General features: G+C 59.9%; 15 protein-coding genes and 1 riboswitch. Of the genes, 7 read left to right on the plus strand and 8 right to left on the minus strand.

Annotated elements, in window-relative coordinates:
- Positions 1 to 86: 86 nt before the first annotated feature.
- Positions 87 to 245 (minus strand): hypothetical protein, encoded by a 159-nt coding sequence (locus tag ACI2JZ_RS16915; RefSeq protein ID WP_166650780.1) that lies wholly within the window; start codon positions 243 to 245, stop codon positions 87 to 89.
- Positions 246 to 466: 221 nt separating this feature from the next.
- Here ACI2JZ_RS16915 and ACI2JZ_RS16920 point away from each other — a divergent pair, with 221 nt between their 5' ends.
- The gene (locus ACI2JZ_RS16920; RefSeq protein WP_105656264.1) at positions 467 to 1,015 is read left to right on the plus strand and encodes a YceI family protein; all 549 of its coding nucleotides are present in this window, start codon (positions 467 to 469) and stop codon (positions 1,013 to 1,015) included.
- Between the two features lie 113 nt (positions 1,016 to 1,128).
- Here the strand turns inward: ACI2JZ_RS16920 and ACI2JZ_RS16925 are convergent, their stop codons facing one another.
- The 5 genes from ACI2JZ_RS16925 to ACI2JZ_RS16945 all read right to left on the minus strand — a co-directional run bounded on the left by ACI2JZ_RS16925 (position 1,129) and on the right by ACI2JZ_RS16945 (position 6,263).
- Complete coding sequence (locus ACI2JZ_RS16925) at positions 1,129 to 1,572, minus strand: DUF4190 domain-containing protein (RefSeq protein WP_332489141.1); 444 nt, start codon at positions 1,570 to 1,572, stop codon at positions 1,129 to 1,131.
- 121 nt (positions 1,573 to 1,693) lie between these two features.
- Positions 1,694 to 2,866, minus strand: a complete 1,173-nt coding sequence (locus ACI2JZ_RS16930; RefSeq protein WP_404598653.1) for an MFS transporter — start codon at positions 2,864 to 2,866, stop codon at positions 1,694 to 1,696.
- 534 nt (positions 2,867 to 3,400) lie between these two features.
- A complete protein-coding gene (locus ACI2JZ_RS16935) occupies positions 3,401 to 4,033 on the minus strand; it encodes an LUD domain-containing protein (RefSeq protein WP_332594596.1) in 633 nt (210 codons plus the stop codon).
- A complete protein-coding gene (locus tag ACI2JZ_RS16940) occupies positions 4,030 to 5,481 on the minus strand; it encodes a LutB/LldF family L-lactate oxidation iron-sulfur protein (protein WP_105656386.1) in 1,452 nt (483 codons plus the stop codon). The genes ACI2JZ_RS16935 and ACI2JZ_RS16940 overlap by 4 nt, the downstream gene beginning before the upstream one ends.
- Positions 5,482 to 5,498: 17 nt before the next feature.
- Positions 5,499 to 6,263 (minus strand): (Fe-S)-binding protein, encoded by a 765-nt coding sequence (locus ACI2JZ_RS16945; protein WP_404598655.1) that lies wholly within the window; start codon positions 6,261 to 6,263, stop codon positions 5,499 to 5,501.
- A gap of 146 nt (positions 6,264 to 6,409) precedes the next feature.
- Between ACI2JZ_RS16945 and ACI2JZ_RS16950 the strand changes: the two genes are divergently transcribed.
- The 4 genes from ACI2JZ_RS16950 (at position 6,410) to ACI2JZ_RS16965 (ending at position 10,807) form a co-directional block, all read left to right on the plus strand.
- Positions 6,410 to 8,086 carry an L-lactate permease gene (locus tag ACI2JZ_RS16950; RefSeq protein WP_105656269.1) on the plus strand — a complete coding sequence of 559 codons (1,677 nt, stop codon included), beginning with the start codon at positions 6,410 to 6,412 and terminating at the stop codon, positions 8,084 to 8,086.
- A 24-nt stretch (positions 8,087 to 8,110) separates the two neighbouring features.
- Complete coding sequence (locus tag ACI2JZ_RS16955) at positions 8,111 to 8,818, plus strand: FCD domain-containing protein (RefSeq protein WP_332504203.1); 708 nt, start codon at positions 8,111 to 8,113, stop codon at positions 8,816 to 8,818.
- A 173-nt stretch (positions 8,819 to 8,991) separates the two neighbouring features.
- Positions 8,992 to 9,762, plus strand: coding sequence for an SDR family oxidoreductase (locus ACI2JZ_RS16960; RefSeq protein ID WP_105656271.1), 771 nt, complete (start codon positions 8,992 to 8,994; stop codon positions 9,760 to 9,762).
- Entirely contained in the window at positions 9,752 to 10,807 is a 1,056-nt protein-coding gene (locus ACI2JZ_RS16965; RefSeq protein ID WP_105656272.1) for an L-idonate 5-dehydrogenase, read from the plus strand. Before ACI2JZ_RS16960 ends, ACI2JZ_RS16965 begins: the two co-directional genes overlap by 11 nt.
- A gap of 76 nt (positions 10,808 to 10,883) precedes the next feature.
- Here ACI2JZ_RS16965 and ACI2JZ_RS16970 read toward each other — a convergent pair whose 3' ends face one another.
- Complete coding sequence (locus ACI2JZ_RS16970) at positions 10,884 to 11,435, minus strand: OsmC family protein (protein WP_133834033.1); 552 nt, start codon at positions 11,433 to 11,435, stop codon at positions 10,884 to 10,886.
- A 31-nt stretch (positions 11,436 to 11,466) separates the two neighbouring features.
- Positions 11,467 to 11,588: riboswitch (SAM riboswitch) on the minus strand.
- Between the two features lie 140 nt (positions 11,589 to 11,728).
- Here ACI2JZ_RS16970 and ACI2JZ_RS16975 point away from each other — a divergent pair.
- On the plus strand, positions 11,729 to 14,944 hold the full coding sequence (locus ACI2JZ_RS16975) for a DEAD/DEAH box helicase (protein WP_404598658.1): 3,216 nt from the start codon (positions 11,729 to 11,731) through the stop codon (positions 14,942 to 14,944).
- A 62-nt stretch (positions 14,945 to 15,006) separates the two neighbouring features.
- Here the strand turns inward: ACI2JZ_RS16975 and ACI2JZ_RS16980 are convergent, their stop codons facing one another.
- Positions 15,007 to 15,450: a MarR family winged helix-turn-helix transcriptional regulator gene (locus ACI2JZ_RS16980; protein ID WP_181148765.1), complete on the minus strand. Its 444-nt coding sequence runs from the start codon at positions 15,448 to 15,450 to the stop codon at positions 15,007 to 15,009.
- Between the two features lie 412 nt (positions 15,451 to 15,862).
- Here ACI2JZ_RS16980 and ACI2JZ_RS16985 point away from each other — a divergent pair, with 412 nt between their 5' ends.
- A complete protein-coding gene (locus tag ACI2JZ_RS16985) occupies positions 15,863 to 16,660 on the plus strand; it encodes a dioxygenase (RefSeq protein ID WP_105656276.1) in 798 nt (265 codons plus the stop codon).
- The last annotated feature ends 38 nt before the right edge of the window (positions 16,661 to 16,698 follow it).

Raw genomic sequence — 16,698 nt, forward strand, 5'->3', positions numbered from 1 at the left:
ATTTCAATGTCGCCGAGGATTCACTGGGGATTGGTTTCTCTCGGATGGATTTGCTTGCAGGATGGAAATAGGTGGAGGCCATCTACCTATTGCTGATTCCGGGTACCTAGCTCGCCGTCGACTTCATCGGCGATTTCGGTCGTGGCAGCGGTAGTGATGGATTCTTCCTGCCAAATTTCCTCTAGCTCTGCGGATAACTCGGCTTCTTCTTGGGCATGATCGGGAACTGGGTCATTTGCGTTCATGGCCTCAGTCTAGCCATGTACACGTCGGAGTAAAGGGGTGCATGAAAAATTACTTCAGTGGAAACTTTCCTAGTCAGTATCAAAATAAGGGTCTCTTGAAGAGTCAGATGAAACTTTTTTAGGGAAAGTGGTTGACGCTTCAACTTCATTAGTGTCATACTGGTATCAGCAAAACAAATTGAGGCGTCAACTACTTGATGGCCCGACGAAAGGATTTAGACATGACTGCATCTGCACTGACCACCGGAACCTGGAACCTCGATGCATCGCACTCCGAGATTGGCTTCTCGGTTCGCCACGCAGGCATCTCCAAGGTTCGCGGCAGCTTCACTGAATTCGACGCAACCCTGACCACCGGCGCAACCCTGGCAGATTCCTCGGTCGAGGCAACCGTCCAGATCGCATCGGTCAACACCAAGGACGCTAACCGCGACGGCCACCTGAAGGGCGAGGACTTCTTCAACGCCGAGCAGTTCCCAACCATGACCTTCAAGTCCACTGCGGTCAAGGGCGAGGCTGGCGAGTTCATTCTCGTTGGCGATCTGACCATCCGCGGCGTGAGCAAGGAAGTTGAATTCGAAGCAGAGCTCGGCGGCGAAGCTGTAGACGCTTTCGGTGCAACCCGCGTTGGCTTCTTCGCATCCACGACCATCTCCCGCAAGGAATTCGGCATCACCTGGAACGCAGCACTGGAAGCCGGTGGCGTTCTGGTCAGCGACAAGGTCAAGATCGAAATCGACGCTTCGTTCGTACTGCCAACCGCAGAGTAAAAGTTTCCCGAAGTCCGTCATGGGGATGACGGGATAAGGGCCGATACCGGCAAAGCCTCCGGCTCACGAAAGTGAGCTGGAGGCTTTGTCGTTAAAGTCGAGGGAAAACGTGCCTAGGACCCGGTGAACGACGGGTCCACGGAAAATGCGATAGCACCGATGACAAGGAATGCGACATACACGATCCAGAGCACGCCCAAAATGGTGCCGATCCAACCGGTCACTTTGCCGACCGTGGATACCGTATTGAATTCCCTTTCGGCTTTATTGGCCTTGAAAATAGCAATCGGGCCAAGGATCACGCCTGCTACGAAGATTGACACAATGCCAAGAATCATCGAGGTCTGTGCCAGCTGGGTGCCTTGAAATTGGGATGCTGTCGGATAGCCGAAGTTACCCGGGGGATACTGGCCCGGTTCGCCATGTGCCTGTTGATTGTAGTAAGGCTGTTGCGGGACGCCGTTGAGATCGTAGGAACCAGGCTGCTGGTACTGCCGGTTCTGACCCTGATGCCCTGAAGAATAAGGGTTTCGTGGTTCTTCGCCTGGACTGGTCATGGCAACCTGCTTTCCGCTTGTGAGGCTCGTTCGCTTAATTCAAGATTCTCACATGCAACCGGCAATAACATCTAATCTCTAGAAGAACTCTTGCGCGGATCCCTTGCAGCTGCGCGAGACATCAGCTGGCAGGATGCATTCTGCGCCACAGCGCATGAGTGCCTGTCGCCAACGCCACGAGTAATAGGCTCAGTGCCAAGCCGATCCCGAAGATCTGTCCGTAGTGGCCATTCTGCGCTAAATCTGCAGTTAGGTAGGTCGCCGCAGATGCCCCGGCGAACAGGGCAAAAACGAATAGTGAAACGGTGGTGGCCCGCGCGTCAGGCGAGATATCGGTCGCCCACCCCTGCATTGATGAGTGCATGATCGCGTTCGCGGCACCCAGGAAGAACGCGGTGAGGGTGTAAGAGGCAGGGGAGGGAGCGAACGCCGAGGGGAGGAAAGCTGCGCAAAGCACCAGGCCGCCACCCCCAATAAGCCACGTTCGGCCAATGCGTGCCACCAATCGGCGCATCAAGCGTGCACCCAGAATGACTCCCAGGGCAAAAGCGCAACCTAGCGCTCCCGCCAAGCCAATAGCGACACCGGATTCTTGCAAGGCGGGAACGATATAGGTCAGCAATCCCATGAGCAGCCCGCCTTCGAGGAAGACGATGGCATAAAGGGCCAAATTCATGGGACGCAAAGCTGCACGGAATTGGAATCCGGAACGCGAATGTTCGGGCTCTGCCGCCTTCCGCAAGCTATACAGGGCCGCTACGCAACCCAGTGCAGGCAACAGGAACACCAGCCGCCAGTTCGCGTATGTTGCCAATGCTCCTGAAGCTAATGTCGCCAGGGTGGTGCCCAGCGAGGAATAGATCTGCAAATCAGATAAGCCCCGCGCGCGTTCTACCCCGGTACGCGTATCGCCCAGGAGCGTCATCAGCGTTGGATACAGCGCGCCGAACATAAACCCGGTGAGGGAGCGGGCAATGAGTAGCGGCAAATAGTCGGTGAACATGATGCTGGCGACCGCGCCGAGGCCAGCGCCGATGAGCGCCGCGCGCAATACCGCAAGACGCCCGAAACGATCGCTAAGCACGCCCCAGATCGGCTGGCCAATGGCATAGAACAAGGCATAGGAAGCTACCAGTTGGACAGCTTGGGCGAAACTGAGCGAGGTACCCAGCGAAAGTGCGACCAGCATGGGAGGGGTGCCATAGCGGTCGAAGAAGGAAAGGAAGCCGACGAAGCGCAAAGCCGAATCGGGAATGGTGCGTACCGAAATCCGAAGGTCCTGTTGTTTCTCCATCCCGGCCCTTCAAGTGAGAATCTTCCGCCTGCCTATCCATGTAATCATAATCTGCCCGCTGATGCTGTTTTGGATGACAGCTGCCACGGGCAGATGACGCATCGGCAGCTAGGCAGTTACTGGTGATTCAGTCATGAATTGAGCGAAGAATTCGCCCAACTCACCGGTCGCGTCCAGCGGCAGCGCCATGGACACGTCCAAGCCTGGACAGGATTGGCGGGCTGGGTGCGCCAGATATCTCCGGTGATGAAAATCCGAGGCAAGGGAAGCATAACGGATTGCCGTCACGATGGAGCCAGGGAAGTCATCGCGGGCTTGAGCGTTTCCATGCCACCGGTGCGCTTCCGCGAAATGTTCGAAGCTGGACTGCCGGCTTCGCTTTTTTGCCGCGCGCGATCGAATAGAGGCGGACCTGAAGGGTTTTATTGCCGGCGGCTAGGGCAAGAAGCCGACAGCACACTTAAATGCACTCGCGGCCGGTTCCCTGGAGGTTTAGGAGGGGGGAACCGGCCGCGAAAGCTTATTGCGCCAGCCTTACAGGCCGCGAACCATCAGGACGTCCAAGGTACGCGGGCCGTGCACGCCTTCAACGCGCTCCAGCTCGATATCACTGGTGGCCGACGGGCCGGAGATCCAGGTCTGCGGACGGGTGATGGCCAGTCGCGGCATGGCTTCTGGCAGCAGGCGCACGATCGAGGAGATCGGCACGATGCACACATGGTGGTCGGGTACCAGCGAAATCGCGCGGCGGCCCTGGTTTGGCTCGCCATCGAGGATGATGGTGCCGGACTCGGCGACCGAAACGGCCGACGAGGTGACCACGGCGCTGGTTTCATCCAGTTCGGCGATGCTCAGCCGTGCGCCCGGGGCATCGATGCGCTGCTCGACCTTCTCGCCCAGCCCTGAGAGCCAGTCGGTGTCCAAGCCATGCGGGTAGACAACGCTGGAGGCTCCCGCCAGCTTGGCCGCTACGTATTCCGGGATCTGCGCGGCGTCAATGACGTCCACCCCGGCCTTGTAATCCACCAAGCGGTCCACCAGCAGGTCGATGAGCTCAGCTTCACCCATATCCGAGGTCTTGCGGTATTCGCGGGGTACCTCTTGGGCGACGGGAGCATCGGCTAGTGCCGAGCGGATCCGTCCCAGGATTTCGTCTTTTGCGCTCACTTGGACTCCTTCTCGTCGCTCCACCAGTCGCGGAAGGACTTGTTTGGCGGGGCGGGAATGTCACGGCTGGCGGTCCACCCTGCGGCGATGCCCGGAAGCTTCTTGATCTTCTTTTCCTTGCCGGACATCAGCCGGCCCAGCGGCAAGGCCTTTTCGAGCAGGCCGAGGTTCTTGCCCTTGCCCAACGCCCAGGAGCCGCCCTTCATCAGCAGATCCATCTGGGTCGGGAGCTTGTGCTTGTCGCGGTTGGCATCCACGTCCTCGCCGCGCAGGTGCACGAGGATTTCCGGGATGTTGATCTTCACCGGGCAAGCGTCGTAGCAGGCGCCGCACAGCGAGGAAGCATATGGCAAGGAGCCGTTTTCCTCGACCTGGATGCCGGTCAGCAGCGGGGAGAGGATTGCGCCGATCGGGCCCGGGTAGGTCGAACCGTAGGCGTGGCCGCCGGTGCGCTCGTACACTGGGCACACGTTCATGCACGCCGAGCAGCGGATGCAGTTCAGCGCGGTGCGGCCGAAGCGGTCGGCCAGGGCGCGGGTGCGGCCGTTATCCAGCAGCACGATGTGCACGTTCTGCGGGCCATCGTCTTCGCTCACGCCGGTCCACAGCGAGGTGTAGGGATTCATGCGCTCGCCGGTGGAAGACCGCGGCAGCAGCTGCATGAAGACCTCGATGTCCTCCCAGTGGGGGAGGACCTTCTCGATGCCCATGACCGTGATCAGGGTTTCGGGCAGGGTCAGGCACATGCGGCCGTTGCCCTCGGATTCCACTACGCCCAGGGTGCCGGTATCAGCCAGCGCGAAGTTCGCGCCGGAGATCGCGACCTTGGCGGAAAGGAACTTCTTGCGCAGGTGCTTGCGGGCAGCTTCGGCCAGCTTGGCTGGCTCATCGGTCAGGTTCGGATCCACTACCGGCATTTCCTTGAGGAAGATGTCGCGCACCTCGGTGCGGTTCTTGTGGATCGCCGGAACCAGGATGTGGCTTGGCTTGTCGTTGCCCAGCTGGACGATCAGCTCGGCAAGGTCGGTTTCGAAGGCTTCGATGCCCTCGGTCTCCAGGTGCTCGTTCAGGCCGATTTCCTGGGTGGCCATGGACTTGACCTTGACGACCTCTTTCGAGCCGGTCGCCTTGACCAGCTCGGTAACGATCTTGTTGGCTTCGTCCGCGTCACGGGCCCAGTGGACAATGCCGCCCCGGGCGGTGAAGTTCTTCTCGAACTCTTCCAAACGCTCTTCGAGGTTGGCCATCGTCAGGTTCTTGATGGCGCTGCCGGCGTCGCGCAGCTCTTCCCAGTCCGGAAGCTCGCCGACGACGTTCAGCCGCTTGTCGCGAATGGTGTGGGTGGCGTGGCGCAGGTTCTTGCGCATCTGGGTGTTGCCCAGTTCGCGGTGCGCGGCCTTGGGGAATGGCTCGGTCTCGAACAGGTTGCCCTGCCCGCCGGCAGGCATGCCGAGGAATACCTGAGTCACAGTGACACCGTCTCTTCCATGGTGCTGGCCAGGATATCTGCCAGGTGCAGGGTCTTTGGCTTGGCTCCGGTGCGCGAAAGTCCGCCGCCGATGTGCATCAGGCAGGAGGCGTCGCCGCCCGCGCAGGCCGAGGCGCCGGTGGAGCAGATGTTCTTCATCTTGTCTTCGAGCATTGCCGTGGAGACATCGGAGTTCTTGATCGAGAAGGTACCGCCGAAGCCGCAGCACTGGTCAGCTTCCGGAAGCTCGTTGACGGTGATGCCGCCGACGGTCTTGAGCAGATCAAGTTGCCGATCGCCGAGTTGCAGCGAACGCATGCCGTGGCAGGAAGGGTGGTAGGTGATGGTCTGCGGGAAGTAGCTGCCCAGCTGCTCGGCGGCGTTGGTGATCCCCAGGACATCCACCAGCAGCTGGCTCAGTTCATAGGTGCGCTTGCCCACGGCAACTGCGCGTTCCTTGAGCTCCGGCTTGCCCAGGCGCTCTGCCAGGAAAGGGTGCTGGTGCTTGACCGAAGCAACGCAGGAGCCTGAGGGGGCCACCGCGACGTCATAGTCTTCGGTGTCGAAGGCATTGATGTGGTTTTCGACCACGGGCAGGGCTTCAGGCATATAACCGGAATTCATGTGCATTTGCCCACAGCAGGCTTGCGCCTTGGGGAAAATGACTTCATGGCCCAAGCGTTCCAGGATTTTCACTGTCGACTTGGCGGTTTCCGGATACATAGCATCCACAATGCACGTGGCAAAGAGAGCAATTCGCATAATAAATGACTCTTTCAGGGTGTGGTCAGACCATACTATGCCACGTACTTCGTAATAGTCAAGACTTGTTGTGATAGCTCTCACCTTGTACTCTAGGTGGTCGGACCACATATGGTCAGACCATCTCGAGTAAGGACGCCCACACCGTGTTTACACCCTCCACGGATCCGATCGCGGGGAGCATAGCTGTTTCAGCGCTCATCGCACTGATCCCGCTTGTAGCCTTCTTCGTACTTCTGGCGGTAGTCAAGGTCAAGGCCCACTGGGCCGGCCTCGGCTCGCTCGCTGTTGCCATCCTCGTGGCGATCTTCGGCTGGAACATGCCGGTTGGATTGGCATTGAACTCCGGACTGATGGGCATGGTCTTCGGTGCCTTCCCTATTGTCTGGATCGTTGTCATGGCGATCTTCCTCTACCAGGTCACCGTCAAGTCGGGCCGCTTCGAAGACCTGCGCCGCGTCTTCGACGTCATCGGCGGCGGCGACGTGCGCATTCAGGCCGTGCTGATTGCTTTCTGCTTCGGCGGCCTGCTTGAAGCGCTGGCAGGCTTCGGCGCACCGGTAGCGATTACCGCCACCATGCTGCTGGCATTGGGCCTGTCGCCGCTGCGCGCAGCCTGCGCCGTGCTGATCGCCAACACCGCCCCGGTGGCCTTCGGCGCCGTGGCGATCCCGATCACCACCGCCGGTGCCCTGACCGGCATCCCGGCTGCCGACATCGGCGCCATCGTTGGCCACCAGTCCCCGCTGCTGGCGCTGTTCGTCCCATCGATCCTGGTCCTGATCCTCGACGGCTGGCGCGGCATGCGCCAGACCCTGCCGGCAACGCTGACCATCGGCATTTCCTTCGGTGTCGCCCAGTGGCTGTGCTCGACCTACTTCTCCTATGAGCTGACCGATATCGTTGCTGCGCTGGTTGGCCTGGCCGCCGCAGTGATCCTGCTGCGCTTCTGGACTCCAAAGGGTGCCGACGAGGCACGCCAGCGCGTGCTGACTGCTGAAGCCGCCGCAATTCCATACGAGGCCAATGCCAAGCTGCACCCGGTCAACACCTGGATGGCTTTGTTCCCGTACCTGCTGGTTATCGTCATCTTCGGCGTGGCCAAGCTGTGGAAGCTGGGCGTGGACATTCCTGCATGGCTGGCAACCACGGACATCAAGTTCGGCTGGCCAGGACTGGACGGCAAGATCCTGAATGCTGATGGCGAAGCGGTATCTTCGACCATCTACAACTTCCAGTGGCTATCCTCCCCAGGCACCTTGCTGCTGATCACCGGCCTGATCGTGGCCCTGGTCTACGCGAAGAACGACGGCAACGGCAAGTACAAGATGACCTTCGCCGAGGGTGCTGCCGAAATCGGCAAGACCGTCTACAACATGCGCTACGCCGCGCTGACCATCCTGTCGGTCCTCGGCCTGGCTTACGTGATGAACCTTTCGGGCCAGACCATCACCATTGGCACCTGGCTGGCAGGCACCGGCGCATTCTTCGCCTTCCTGTCGCCAATCCTGGGCTGGATCGGCACCGCGGTGACCGGCTCGGACACCTCGGCCAACGCGCTGTTCGCCAAGCTGCAGCAGACCGCTGGCATCAATGCCGGCATCGATCCGAACCTGCTGGTTGCCGCCAACACCTCCGGCGGCGTGGTCGGCAAGCTGATCTCCCCGCAGAACCTGGCCATCGCCGCTACCTCGGTGAAGATGGAAGGCCAGGAGTCGGTGATCCTCAAGAAGGTTGCCGGTTGGTCCGTAGGCATGCTGCTGGTGCTGTGCTGCTTGGTTTACCTGCAGTCCACCCCGGTTCTGTCCTGGATGCTGCCTTAGCTTCAAACGGCTAAAATAGATCCGATGCCAGTAAACCCAGCTCCGCGTGCGTACCAGATTGTTCTCCAAGCAATTGAACAGGATCTGCGCAAGGAGAAGCTCTCCGTTGGAGACCAGCTTCCCGGCGAGCGTGCGCTCGCGGAGCAGCATGGGATCTCGCGGGCCTCGGTCCGCGATGCCATCCGCATCCTTGATGTGATGGGCATTATCAAGACTTCCACCGGCTCCGGGCCCAACTCCGGAGCGGTGATCATCTCCAACCCCTCGGCTGGCATTTCGCAGGCATTGCGCCTGCATCTGGCGGCCAAGGGGATCAACGTCCGCGAGATCGTCGAATCTCGCATCCTGCTGGAAACCTGGGCAGCGCAAATGACGCCGCGCGATCCAATCCATGCCCAGCAGGTCATTGACCGCACCGCGGTGCTGATCATGCGCATGGACGACGCGCAGCTCTCGCGCGAGGCCTTCCACCGTATTGATGCCGAGTTCCATGTGCTCCTGGCCTCCATGGCCGGCAACGCGGTAGTGGAATCGATGATGGAATCGCTGCGCAACTCGATCAGCGACTATGTTTCCGAATCGGTGCCCAGCGATGAGGCCTGGCAGCCGGTGGTGCGCATCCTGCGCCGCCAGCACAAGGCCATCCACCACGCGTTCGCGACGAACCAGCGCGAACGGGCGGCCCAGCTGCTCGAAGAGCACATCAACTGGTTCTACTCGCAGACCCGCTAGATCCGGCAGGATAGTTTTCAAATAAATAAGTCGGACTTTATGGCCCCTCGCACCTCTTATATCTGATATGTTTTTGGGGAAGCGACGGGGCTACTTTTTCGGATACAGCAGCCGGTACATACCGCTGGTGAGTTCCCGTCGATGAACCATCGACACTTCATGCGAGGGAACTCATGAGCCAACTTTTTGACCTGACCGGACGACTGGCCCTGGTGACCGGGTCCTCCCGCGGTATTGGCCGCGAACTTGCCCGTGCCCTGGCCGATGCCGGAGCCACCATCATCCTGCACGGCCGCGATGCGCAACGCTTGGCCGAAACTGTCGCCGAATTCGGCACCCGCTATGGCGCCGAAAGAATCCATAGCGTCTGCTTCGATGTCACCGATGATGCCGCCGTGCGCGAGAACATTGCCGCCATTGAAAAGACCATCGGCCCCATCCGCATATTGGTGAACAACGCCGGTATCCAACACCGCGTTCCGATGCTGGAATTGGAAGTATCCGACTGGCAGCGTGTGATTGACACGAACCTCACCAGCGCATTCCTGGTAGGCCGAGAGGTCGCACGCTCCATGGTGCAGCGTGGCGAAGGCAAGATCATCAACATCTGCTCGGTGCAAACCGACTTGGCCCGCCCCACCATCTCCGCCTATAGTGCGGCCAAGGGAGGCCTGCGCAATCTCACCCGCGCCATGACCGCCGAATGGGCTGGTTCGGGACTGCAAATCAACGGCATCGCACCGGGCTACATCCACACCGAGATGACGCAGAATCTGGTGGATGACGAGAAATTCAATTCCTGGATTCTGGGCCGCACCCCGGCTGCCCGTTGGGGAACTGTCGAGGATCTGGCCGGACCAGCAGTCTGGTTGGCCTCGGATGGATCGAACTACGTGAACGGGCAGACCATTTTCATCGACGGAGGCATGAGCGTTGTCGTCTAATTCCCTCGCCACCAGCACGTTGGCCGTCGTGGCCCATGCAGCCGATGATTTGCGTATTGAACAAATCGAGCTGGCAGCGCCGCGAGCAGATGAAGCACGCGTTGCCATCGCTTACGGCGGTATCTGCGGATCAGACTTGCATTACTGGAGCCACGGCGCCGCCGGGGAATCGATCCTCAAGGCTCCAATGGTTCTCGGGCATGAAATCGTCGGGACCGTCATGCAGGCCGCCGCTGACGGCAGCGGGCCGGCAGCCGGAACCAAAGTCGCCGTGCACCCGGCAACACCAGGCGAGACCGGGGAACCCTACCCGGCCGACCGCCCGAATCTTTCCCCGGGGTGCACCTATCTGGGCTCGGCCGCCCGCTACCCGCACACCGAGGGCGCATTCGCCCGCGAAGTGAACCTGCCATCACGCATGCTGCGTGAGCTGCCTGCTGGCTTAGCACTGCGTGATGCGGCACTGGCAGAACCGGCTGCGGTTGCTTGGCATGCGGTGTCGCGCGCCGGTGAAGTCGCCGGCAAGAAGGCGCTGGTTATTGGTGCTGGGCCGATCGGAGCTCTCGCTGTAGCAGTGCTCAAGCGTGCCGGAGCCAAAGAAATCATCGCAGTGGACATGCACGAGAAGCCGTTGGAAATCGCCGGGAAACTCGGTGCCACTTCAACTTTGCGCGCCGATGACCAGGAAGCTCTTGCCCAGGTGGGCGCGGACGTGGTGATCGAGGCCAGCGGCAACTTCCGCGGGTTGGCCTCCGCCGTGCGCGGTGCCGTGCGCGGCGGTCGAGTGGTCATGGTCGGGTTGCTGCCCTCAGGAGAACAACCCGCACTCATTTCGCTGGCTATTACCCGCGAGCTGGAACTGGTTGGTTCCTTCCGCTTCAACGACGAAATCGACCATGTGCTTGCTGCCCTGGCCGACGGTTCACTGCAGGTTTCCGAGGCGGTAACCCACGAGTTCCCGGTCGCCGATGCGCTTGAAGCCTTCGAAACGGCCAAGGATTCGGCTCGCTCCGGCAAAGTCCTGCTGAACTTCCTGGGGCAATAGTTGGCTTCAGCTAGAAGTGCACCGCGGCGGCCCCTGAAGTCGGGGGCCGCCGCGGTGCTTTTTAGTTCAGCGAACTCTAGTTGGTCTCTGCGATGCTTACCGCGGTTGTCACGGGCACCGGATTGGCGAAGAGGTCCAGCACCGGGCAGTGTGCATCCACTGCGCGGCGCAGTTCTTCATAGCGTTCAGCTGATTCCGGTCCGGCAATCCGGATGTCCAGATCCACCGACGAGAAGCCGGGGCGGATGGTCTGGTCGATGCCGAAGAGTCCGCGGACATCGAGGTGGCCATTGGCCTGGATCTTCACGTCGTCCACCTGGATGCCGAGGTTCTGCGCGTACAAGCGGTAGACCACAACCTGGCAGGAGATGAGCGCTCCGAGCGCGTATTCCACGGGGCTTGCGGCCAGGTCGCTGCCGCCCAGGGCAGCTGGCTCGTCGACCTGGAAGGTGTGCTTGCCGGAGACAATGTTGCTGGCTACCGAATCGAAGCCTTCGCCCTCGACGGTGAAAGTCAATTGGGCACTTTGCGGCGCAGCCGAAATTCGTTCGCCCCAGCCTTTGCCTGCTTCCTGCAGGCGCTGTGCACGGTCTTCGGATACGGTCGGGGCAGATGCTGCATTAGTCATGGGGAATTGATCCCCTTTCTGGCGCAAGGGGCGCCATCGCTTACGCATCTTGGCGTTCAAGATGCGTCGAATCTTCACCTGGGGCACCCCGCACAATGACGCAGGAGGGTTGCCGTCCACTCAGCCAGGGCTCAAAGAGTGGAACTCGTGATTCAGTGATTAATTTCTATCGGTTTCAGGGCCCGCGGGTAAAGGGCAGAAGTAACTTTTCGTCACCGGGCATCTTGCTTTCCGGCTCGCTAAGATGGAATCTAGCTCTCGGGCGCCCACTGCACGAACAATGAACGGCGAGTATGGAATTCCAGCTGACACTTTCTGCGGCCCAGACCTTGGTGACCGAATCCGAATACAACCTGGGCCAATTCCTGTGTGATTCCGGAAAAGTGCAGATCGCCAACCGGGTAATGCAACCGGGATCTACCCGCATCTCCGGTGTGGTGCTGCGTGAATCGGTGATGGCCCAATTGGAAATCACCGAGGGCAATATCAGCTTCACCAGCTTCTGCGGCAAGCATCCGGGGGTTCAGTCTTGTGAAGATGTCGCCGCCTTGCTCATTGAGGTCACCACCGAAGAAGACCAGGGCTTTTTCGTCTCCGACTCCGGGGTGGATCCCCACGCTTGGAAACGCAATAGCAAGCCGCAGTGGGAACGTACCCTTGACCGTCTGCTTCCAGTCATTTCCGATGAGCCGCTGGTTGCCGAAGAACCGCTGGGATTGATCCTGAAAGTGGTAAGCGAACCGCGTTATGGCGGCGAGGACGCGCTGACCTTGCAGGCACGCCCGGCCCGCCAGGGAACCAAGAGCCCCTGGATCCAAACCGGGATCAGCTGGCGCAATGTTGCTTTTGATGCGCGGTTCTCCAAGAAGCAGCGTCGTGCGGTCGTTGAACTGGACCGGTTGCGTGAACACGTTGAACAAGATACTTATCGCCATTCGTGGGATCCCAAGGAGTGGATCTCCTTGATGGATCTTCCAGGCCAGGACCTGCTGGATGCGTTCGAAGCCCTGCGTGAAGCTGGAGTGCAGATCGTCAACGGTGGTTCTACGGCCAAGGCCCCGGTGGAGTTCAGCGAGCAACCAGCCATGGCACACGTGGATGTGCGTCGCGGTGAACATGGCCTGAGCATGGAAGGGAAGCTGCGCGGGCCGAGCGAAGAGCACGTCTACCTCTTGCCCATAGGCACGCCGCCGACCTTGTTGGCTTACGCGTCCAGCCCCTTGCCGAAGGCCAGGGAAATCGGTTTGGCCCGGTTCGCTGAACCGGTCACGAAGGAACTGGCCACATTTATTGAATCCGGTGCGCAATCCATCCCGCAGGAAGGCGTTGAGCTTTTCGAGCGCCAGCACCTGGACCGATTGCGCCTGATGGCACCGTTGAAGAGCGAGGATGACAGCTACAGCATCCCTGTTCCAGCACGCCCCAGCCTCAAGCTGTCCCTGGAGAGCATCCGAACTCCGCTGACCGTGAGCTATTCCTGGGAGTACGCCTCCGCGGGCCCCCGCCAGTATGCCGTGGAAAAGGAAATTGCTGCTTCGGTGCAGGACAAGCTCGGCGCGCAGGCTTCCTTGGGGCAACTGACCTCTTCAGGAATCTTCCCGCCGAAGGACTTCAGCACCTCCGAATCCATCGATTTCTTGGTCTACGCATTGCCGCTATTGGCAGAGCATTCCGATGTGGTCGTTGAAGAGCAGAACAGGCTGCCGAAGTACCGGATCAGCCACGCGCCGGCCGCTGTCAGTGTCGAAGCCGGCGAAAGCACGGGGGACTGGTTCGACTTGTCTGTGGAAGTGCTCCTGGACGAGACCAAGGTCCCGTTCCCACTGCTGCTGGAGGCCTTGACCAAGCAAGATGAGTATCTCGTCCTCGATGACCTTACGGTGATCCCGATTGATGGTGCAGATTTCACGCAGCTGCGCCAGCTGATATCAGAGGCCGGGGAGCTGGGCACGGTGCAGGGCGATACGATCCGCATCCATAAGTTGAGCATCGACTGGTGGCAAGAACTGGTGGATCTGGGCATTATCGAAGCCCAGCACAACCAGTGGCTGCAGACCATGAAGGCGCTGCAAAGCGGTGAAGAAATGCAGCCGGTCCAACTAGCGGAAACGTTCAACGCTGAACTGCGCCCGTATCAGGGCCACGGCCTATCCTGGCTCAACTTCTTGCGTACCCATGATCTCGGTGGCGTCCTTGCCGACGATATGGGTCTGGGCAAGACCGTCCAGCTGCTGGCTTGCCTTGAACAAGCGCGCGTCGAGGATCCTGCCCAGAAATTCCTGGTGCTGGCTCCTACCTCGGTGGTGGGCAACTGGATCAATGAGGCGCAGCGATTTGCGCCGCAGATGAGAGTCACCGGCATCACTTCAACAGCTAGAAAGAGCGGCCAAAGCATGGCGTCGCAGATCGGTGACGCCCAATTGGTAGTTACCAGCTACACGATCTTCCGCCTGGCCTATGAGGATTTTGAAGCCGCCGGATTCAACGTCATGATCATGGACGAGGCCCAGCAACTGAAGAACCATGCCTCCAAAGGCTACAAGCAGGCCCGGCAGCTGCCAGTGCCGTGCAAATTCGTGGTCACTGGCACTCCCATGGAAAACAACCTGCTGGAACTGTGGGCGTTGGTCTCACTGGCTGCACCAGGCCTGCTGGGCGGTGCGAAGTCCTTTAAGGACAACTACCAGAAGCCCATTGCCGACGGAGACCAGGAGCGCCTGGAGCGCCTGAAGAGCCGACTGCGTCCGTTCGTGCTGCGCCGTACCAAGGAACAGGTCGTTCCAGAGCTGCCGGCGAAGACCGAACAGGTGCTGGAAGTCGAACTGGAGCCGGGGCACCGCAAAGCCTATGACCGCCGCTTCCAGCGCGTGCGGCAAGAAGTCCTGGGCCTGGTTGACGACGTTGATTCGAATCGCTTCCAGATTCTCCAGTCGCTGACCCTGCTGCGCCAGCTGGCCTTGGATCCGTCCCTGGTAGGCGAGGGCGATGCCCCGAGCGCGAAGCTGGAAATGCTGCGCGAACTCATGGGGGACGCGGTTTCTGAAGGGCATAGGATTCTGGTCTTCAGCCAATTCACCAGTTTCTTGGCCAAGGCACGCGACGTCGCTGAAGAGCTGGGCATCGAGCACGGATACCTTGACGGGTCCACCACTGGCCCTCGGCGCAAGGAACTGATTGACGGTTTCAGTGAAGGAGATTTCCCGGTCTTCTTCATCTCGCTGAAGTCCGGCGGCTTCGGCATTAATCTCACTTCCGCCGACTACTGCATCTTGCTGGACCCATGGTGGAACCCGCAGGCTGAAGCCCAGGCTATTGACCGGGCCCACCGCATTGGGCAAACTCGTCCGGTCTATGTGTACCGCTTGGTGGCAAAGGACACCATCGAATCCAAGGTGCTCGCGTTGCAGGCCAAGAAGACGCAGCTGTTCAATGATGTCCTGGGAGAGACTGCCCAAGCCGCGCAGAGTGCTGCGTTAAGCGCCGATGATTTCCTGGCGCTGATGGAGTGAGCCTAAAAAGCTGAAGCCTTGGAAACCAGAAGGTCTCCAAGGCTTCAGCTGATGATCGGGGACTAGAGAATCTGTTCAAAACTGTCGTTGAGGCGGTGCAGGAGATCTCCAAAATTCTTCAGTTCGGAGGCTTCCCATTCCTTGAGCTGGCGGCGCAGTTCCTCACGCAGCGTGTTACCGCTGGAGCGCCATTTTTCCTTGGCGTTTTCTGTTGCCGAGACCAGCTGGGCCCGGCCATCGGAAGGATCCTGGGTGCGGGTGACAAGTTCCAGAGACTCGAGGTGCTGCACGAGGCGGGAAATAGTCGCCTTGTCCAGACGCAGTTTTTCTGCGAGTGCTCCCTGTTGCTGGGCTTCATCGCGGATGACCACTGCAAGCAAGCGGTACCCCGGATCCTGCAGGTCCGGGTGGATGATCTTGGCGCGACGGATCAGCATCTGGCGGGCGCGCAATAAGATGGCGGTGAATTCTTCTTCGACCGTCTGCATCAGTTCTTCTTCTTGCATACAAACCATTCTAAAGATTAATGGTCGATAAGTCTGATATTGGAGACCGCAGCCGTTCGAAGCCGAAGTGTTGAACGTACTGCGAATCCCCAGCTGAGCGTAATTAATGGCTTGGAAAAGACTGGCCAGGCAACGCCTGATGCCTGCAAAGCCGTACAGTTCCACTTCTCCGGCGCAGCTTAGGAACGACTTGCCGATTGCATTCGTGATTAGAGAAGCAATAGATTTCCGCCGCCGCTCAGAAGCAGAGCAAGAAAGCCATGGCCTCCGTTGCCTCTGGCGTTGGACCCAACGTGGTGCGGCGAAGCTGTCCGCACTGTCCACGGGCCTCTTGGAGAGCATTTGGAGTTGGATATCGGGATTCATGAAAATAAAACTTGACGCTTCAACTAATGCTTGGTAGGTTTTAATCATGAATCAGCTATCCGATACCCCTCCCGTCTTGTTCCTTAGCCATGGCGCACCGCCACTGGCCGACGACCAGCGCTGGACCCAGGAGCTGGCTAGCTGGTCCGGCACTTTCGAGAAGCCGAAAGATATTCTGATGATCTCCGCGCACTGGGAAAATGCGCCGGTGACGCTGAGTGCTACCCAGCAGAAGAACGAATTGGTCTACGACTTCTGGGGCTTCGACCAGAAGTACTACGACGTTCGCTACGACGCGCCAATGGCGCCCGAGCTGGCCAATGAAGTCGAACGGCTGACCTCGGCCTATGGCCATCACGTGGAGCGCGACGAGACGCGTGGACTGGACCATGGCGCCTACGTGCCGCTGAAGGAAATGTTTCCGGATGCGGATGTACCGGTGGTGCAGATGTCCATGCCAACACTGGATCCTGCAGGACTCTTTGATCTGGGCAAGAGCTTGGCGCCCTTGCGCGAGCGGGGAACCTTGATCGTTGGCTCCGGATTCACCACCCACAACTTGCGCTGGTTCAACCCAGCCGGCGGGCCGGATTCGGCGCCGCCATCGGCCTCCAGCGAGTTCGACCATTGGGCCGAGGAGGCAATGGCCCGCGGGGATGTGGACTCCATCCTCGACTTCCTGCACAAGGCCCCGGCGGCCCGCGAAGCGCACCCGCGCTCGGAGCATTGGGCTCCGCTGTACGTTGCGCTGGGTGCGGCATACGCCTCGGGTGGAATTGATGCCAAGACGGCAATTGACGGTTTCTGGTACGGCCTGTCCAAGCGCTCCTGGACCTTGAGCTAGGCGATATCCCTATCTTTCCCGCAGCAAGCGCGGCACCG

This window comes from Microbacterium sp. NPDC087868 (genome assembly GCF_044900755.1).
GTDB lineage: Bacteria > Actinomycetota > Actinomycetes > Actinomycetales > Microbacteriaceae > Microbacterium > Microbacterium galbinum.

Excerpts from the sequence above, each read along its gene's own strand:
- ACI2JZ_RS16915 (WP_166650780.1), bottom strand. The coding sequence starts at position 245 with ATGAACGCAAATGACCCAGTTCCCGATCATGCCCAAGAAGAAGCCGAG.
- ACI2JZ_RS16945 (WP_404598655.1), bottom strand. The coding sequence starts at position 6,263 with ATGCGAATTGCTCTCTTTGCCACGTGCATTGTGGATGCTATGTATCCG.
- ACI2JZ_RS16955 (WP_332504203.1), top strand. The coding sequence starts at position 8,111 with ATGCCAGTAAACCCAGCTCCGCGTGCGTACCAGATTGTTCTCCAAGCA.
- ACI2JZ_RS16925 (WP_332489141.1), bottom strand. The coding sequence starts at position 1,572 with ATGACCAGTCCAGGCGAAGAACCACGAAACCCTTATTCTTCAGGGCAT.
- ACI2JZ_RS16975 (WP_404598658.1), top strand. The coding sequence starts at position 11,729 with ATGGAATTCCAGCTGACACTTTCTGCGGCCCAGACCTTGGTGACCGAA.
- ACI2JZ_RS16940 (WP_105656386.1), bottom strand. The coding sequence starts at position 5,481 with ATGCCTGCCGGCGGGCAGGGCAACCTGTTCGAGACCGAGCCATTCCCC.
- ACI2JZ_RS16980 (WP_181148765.1), bottom strand. The coding sequence starts at position 15,450 with ATGCAAGAAGAAGAACTGATGCAGACGGTCGAAGAAGAATTCACCGCC.
- ACI2JZ_RS16970 (WP_133834033.1), bottom strand. The coding sequence starts at position 11,435 with ATGACTAATGCAGCATCTGCCCCGACCGTATCCGAAGACCGTGCACAG.
- ACI2JZ_RS16920 (WP_105656264.1), top strand. The coding sequence starts at position 467 with ATGACTGCATCTGCACTGACCACCGGAACCTGGAACCTCGATGCATCG.
- ACI2JZ_RS16930 (WP_404598653.1), bottom strand. The coding sequence starts at position 2,866 with ATGGAGAAACAACAGGACCTTCGGATTTCGGTACGCACCATTCCCGAT.
- ACI2JZ_RS16960 (WP_105656271.1), top strand. The coding sequence starts at position 8,992 with ATGAGCCAACTTTTTGACCTGACCGGACGACTGGCCCTGGTGACCGGG.
- ACI2JZ_RS16985 (WP_105656276.1), top strand. The coding sequence starts at position 15,863 with ATGAATCAGCTATCCGATACCCCTCCCGTCTTGTTCCTTAGCCATGGC.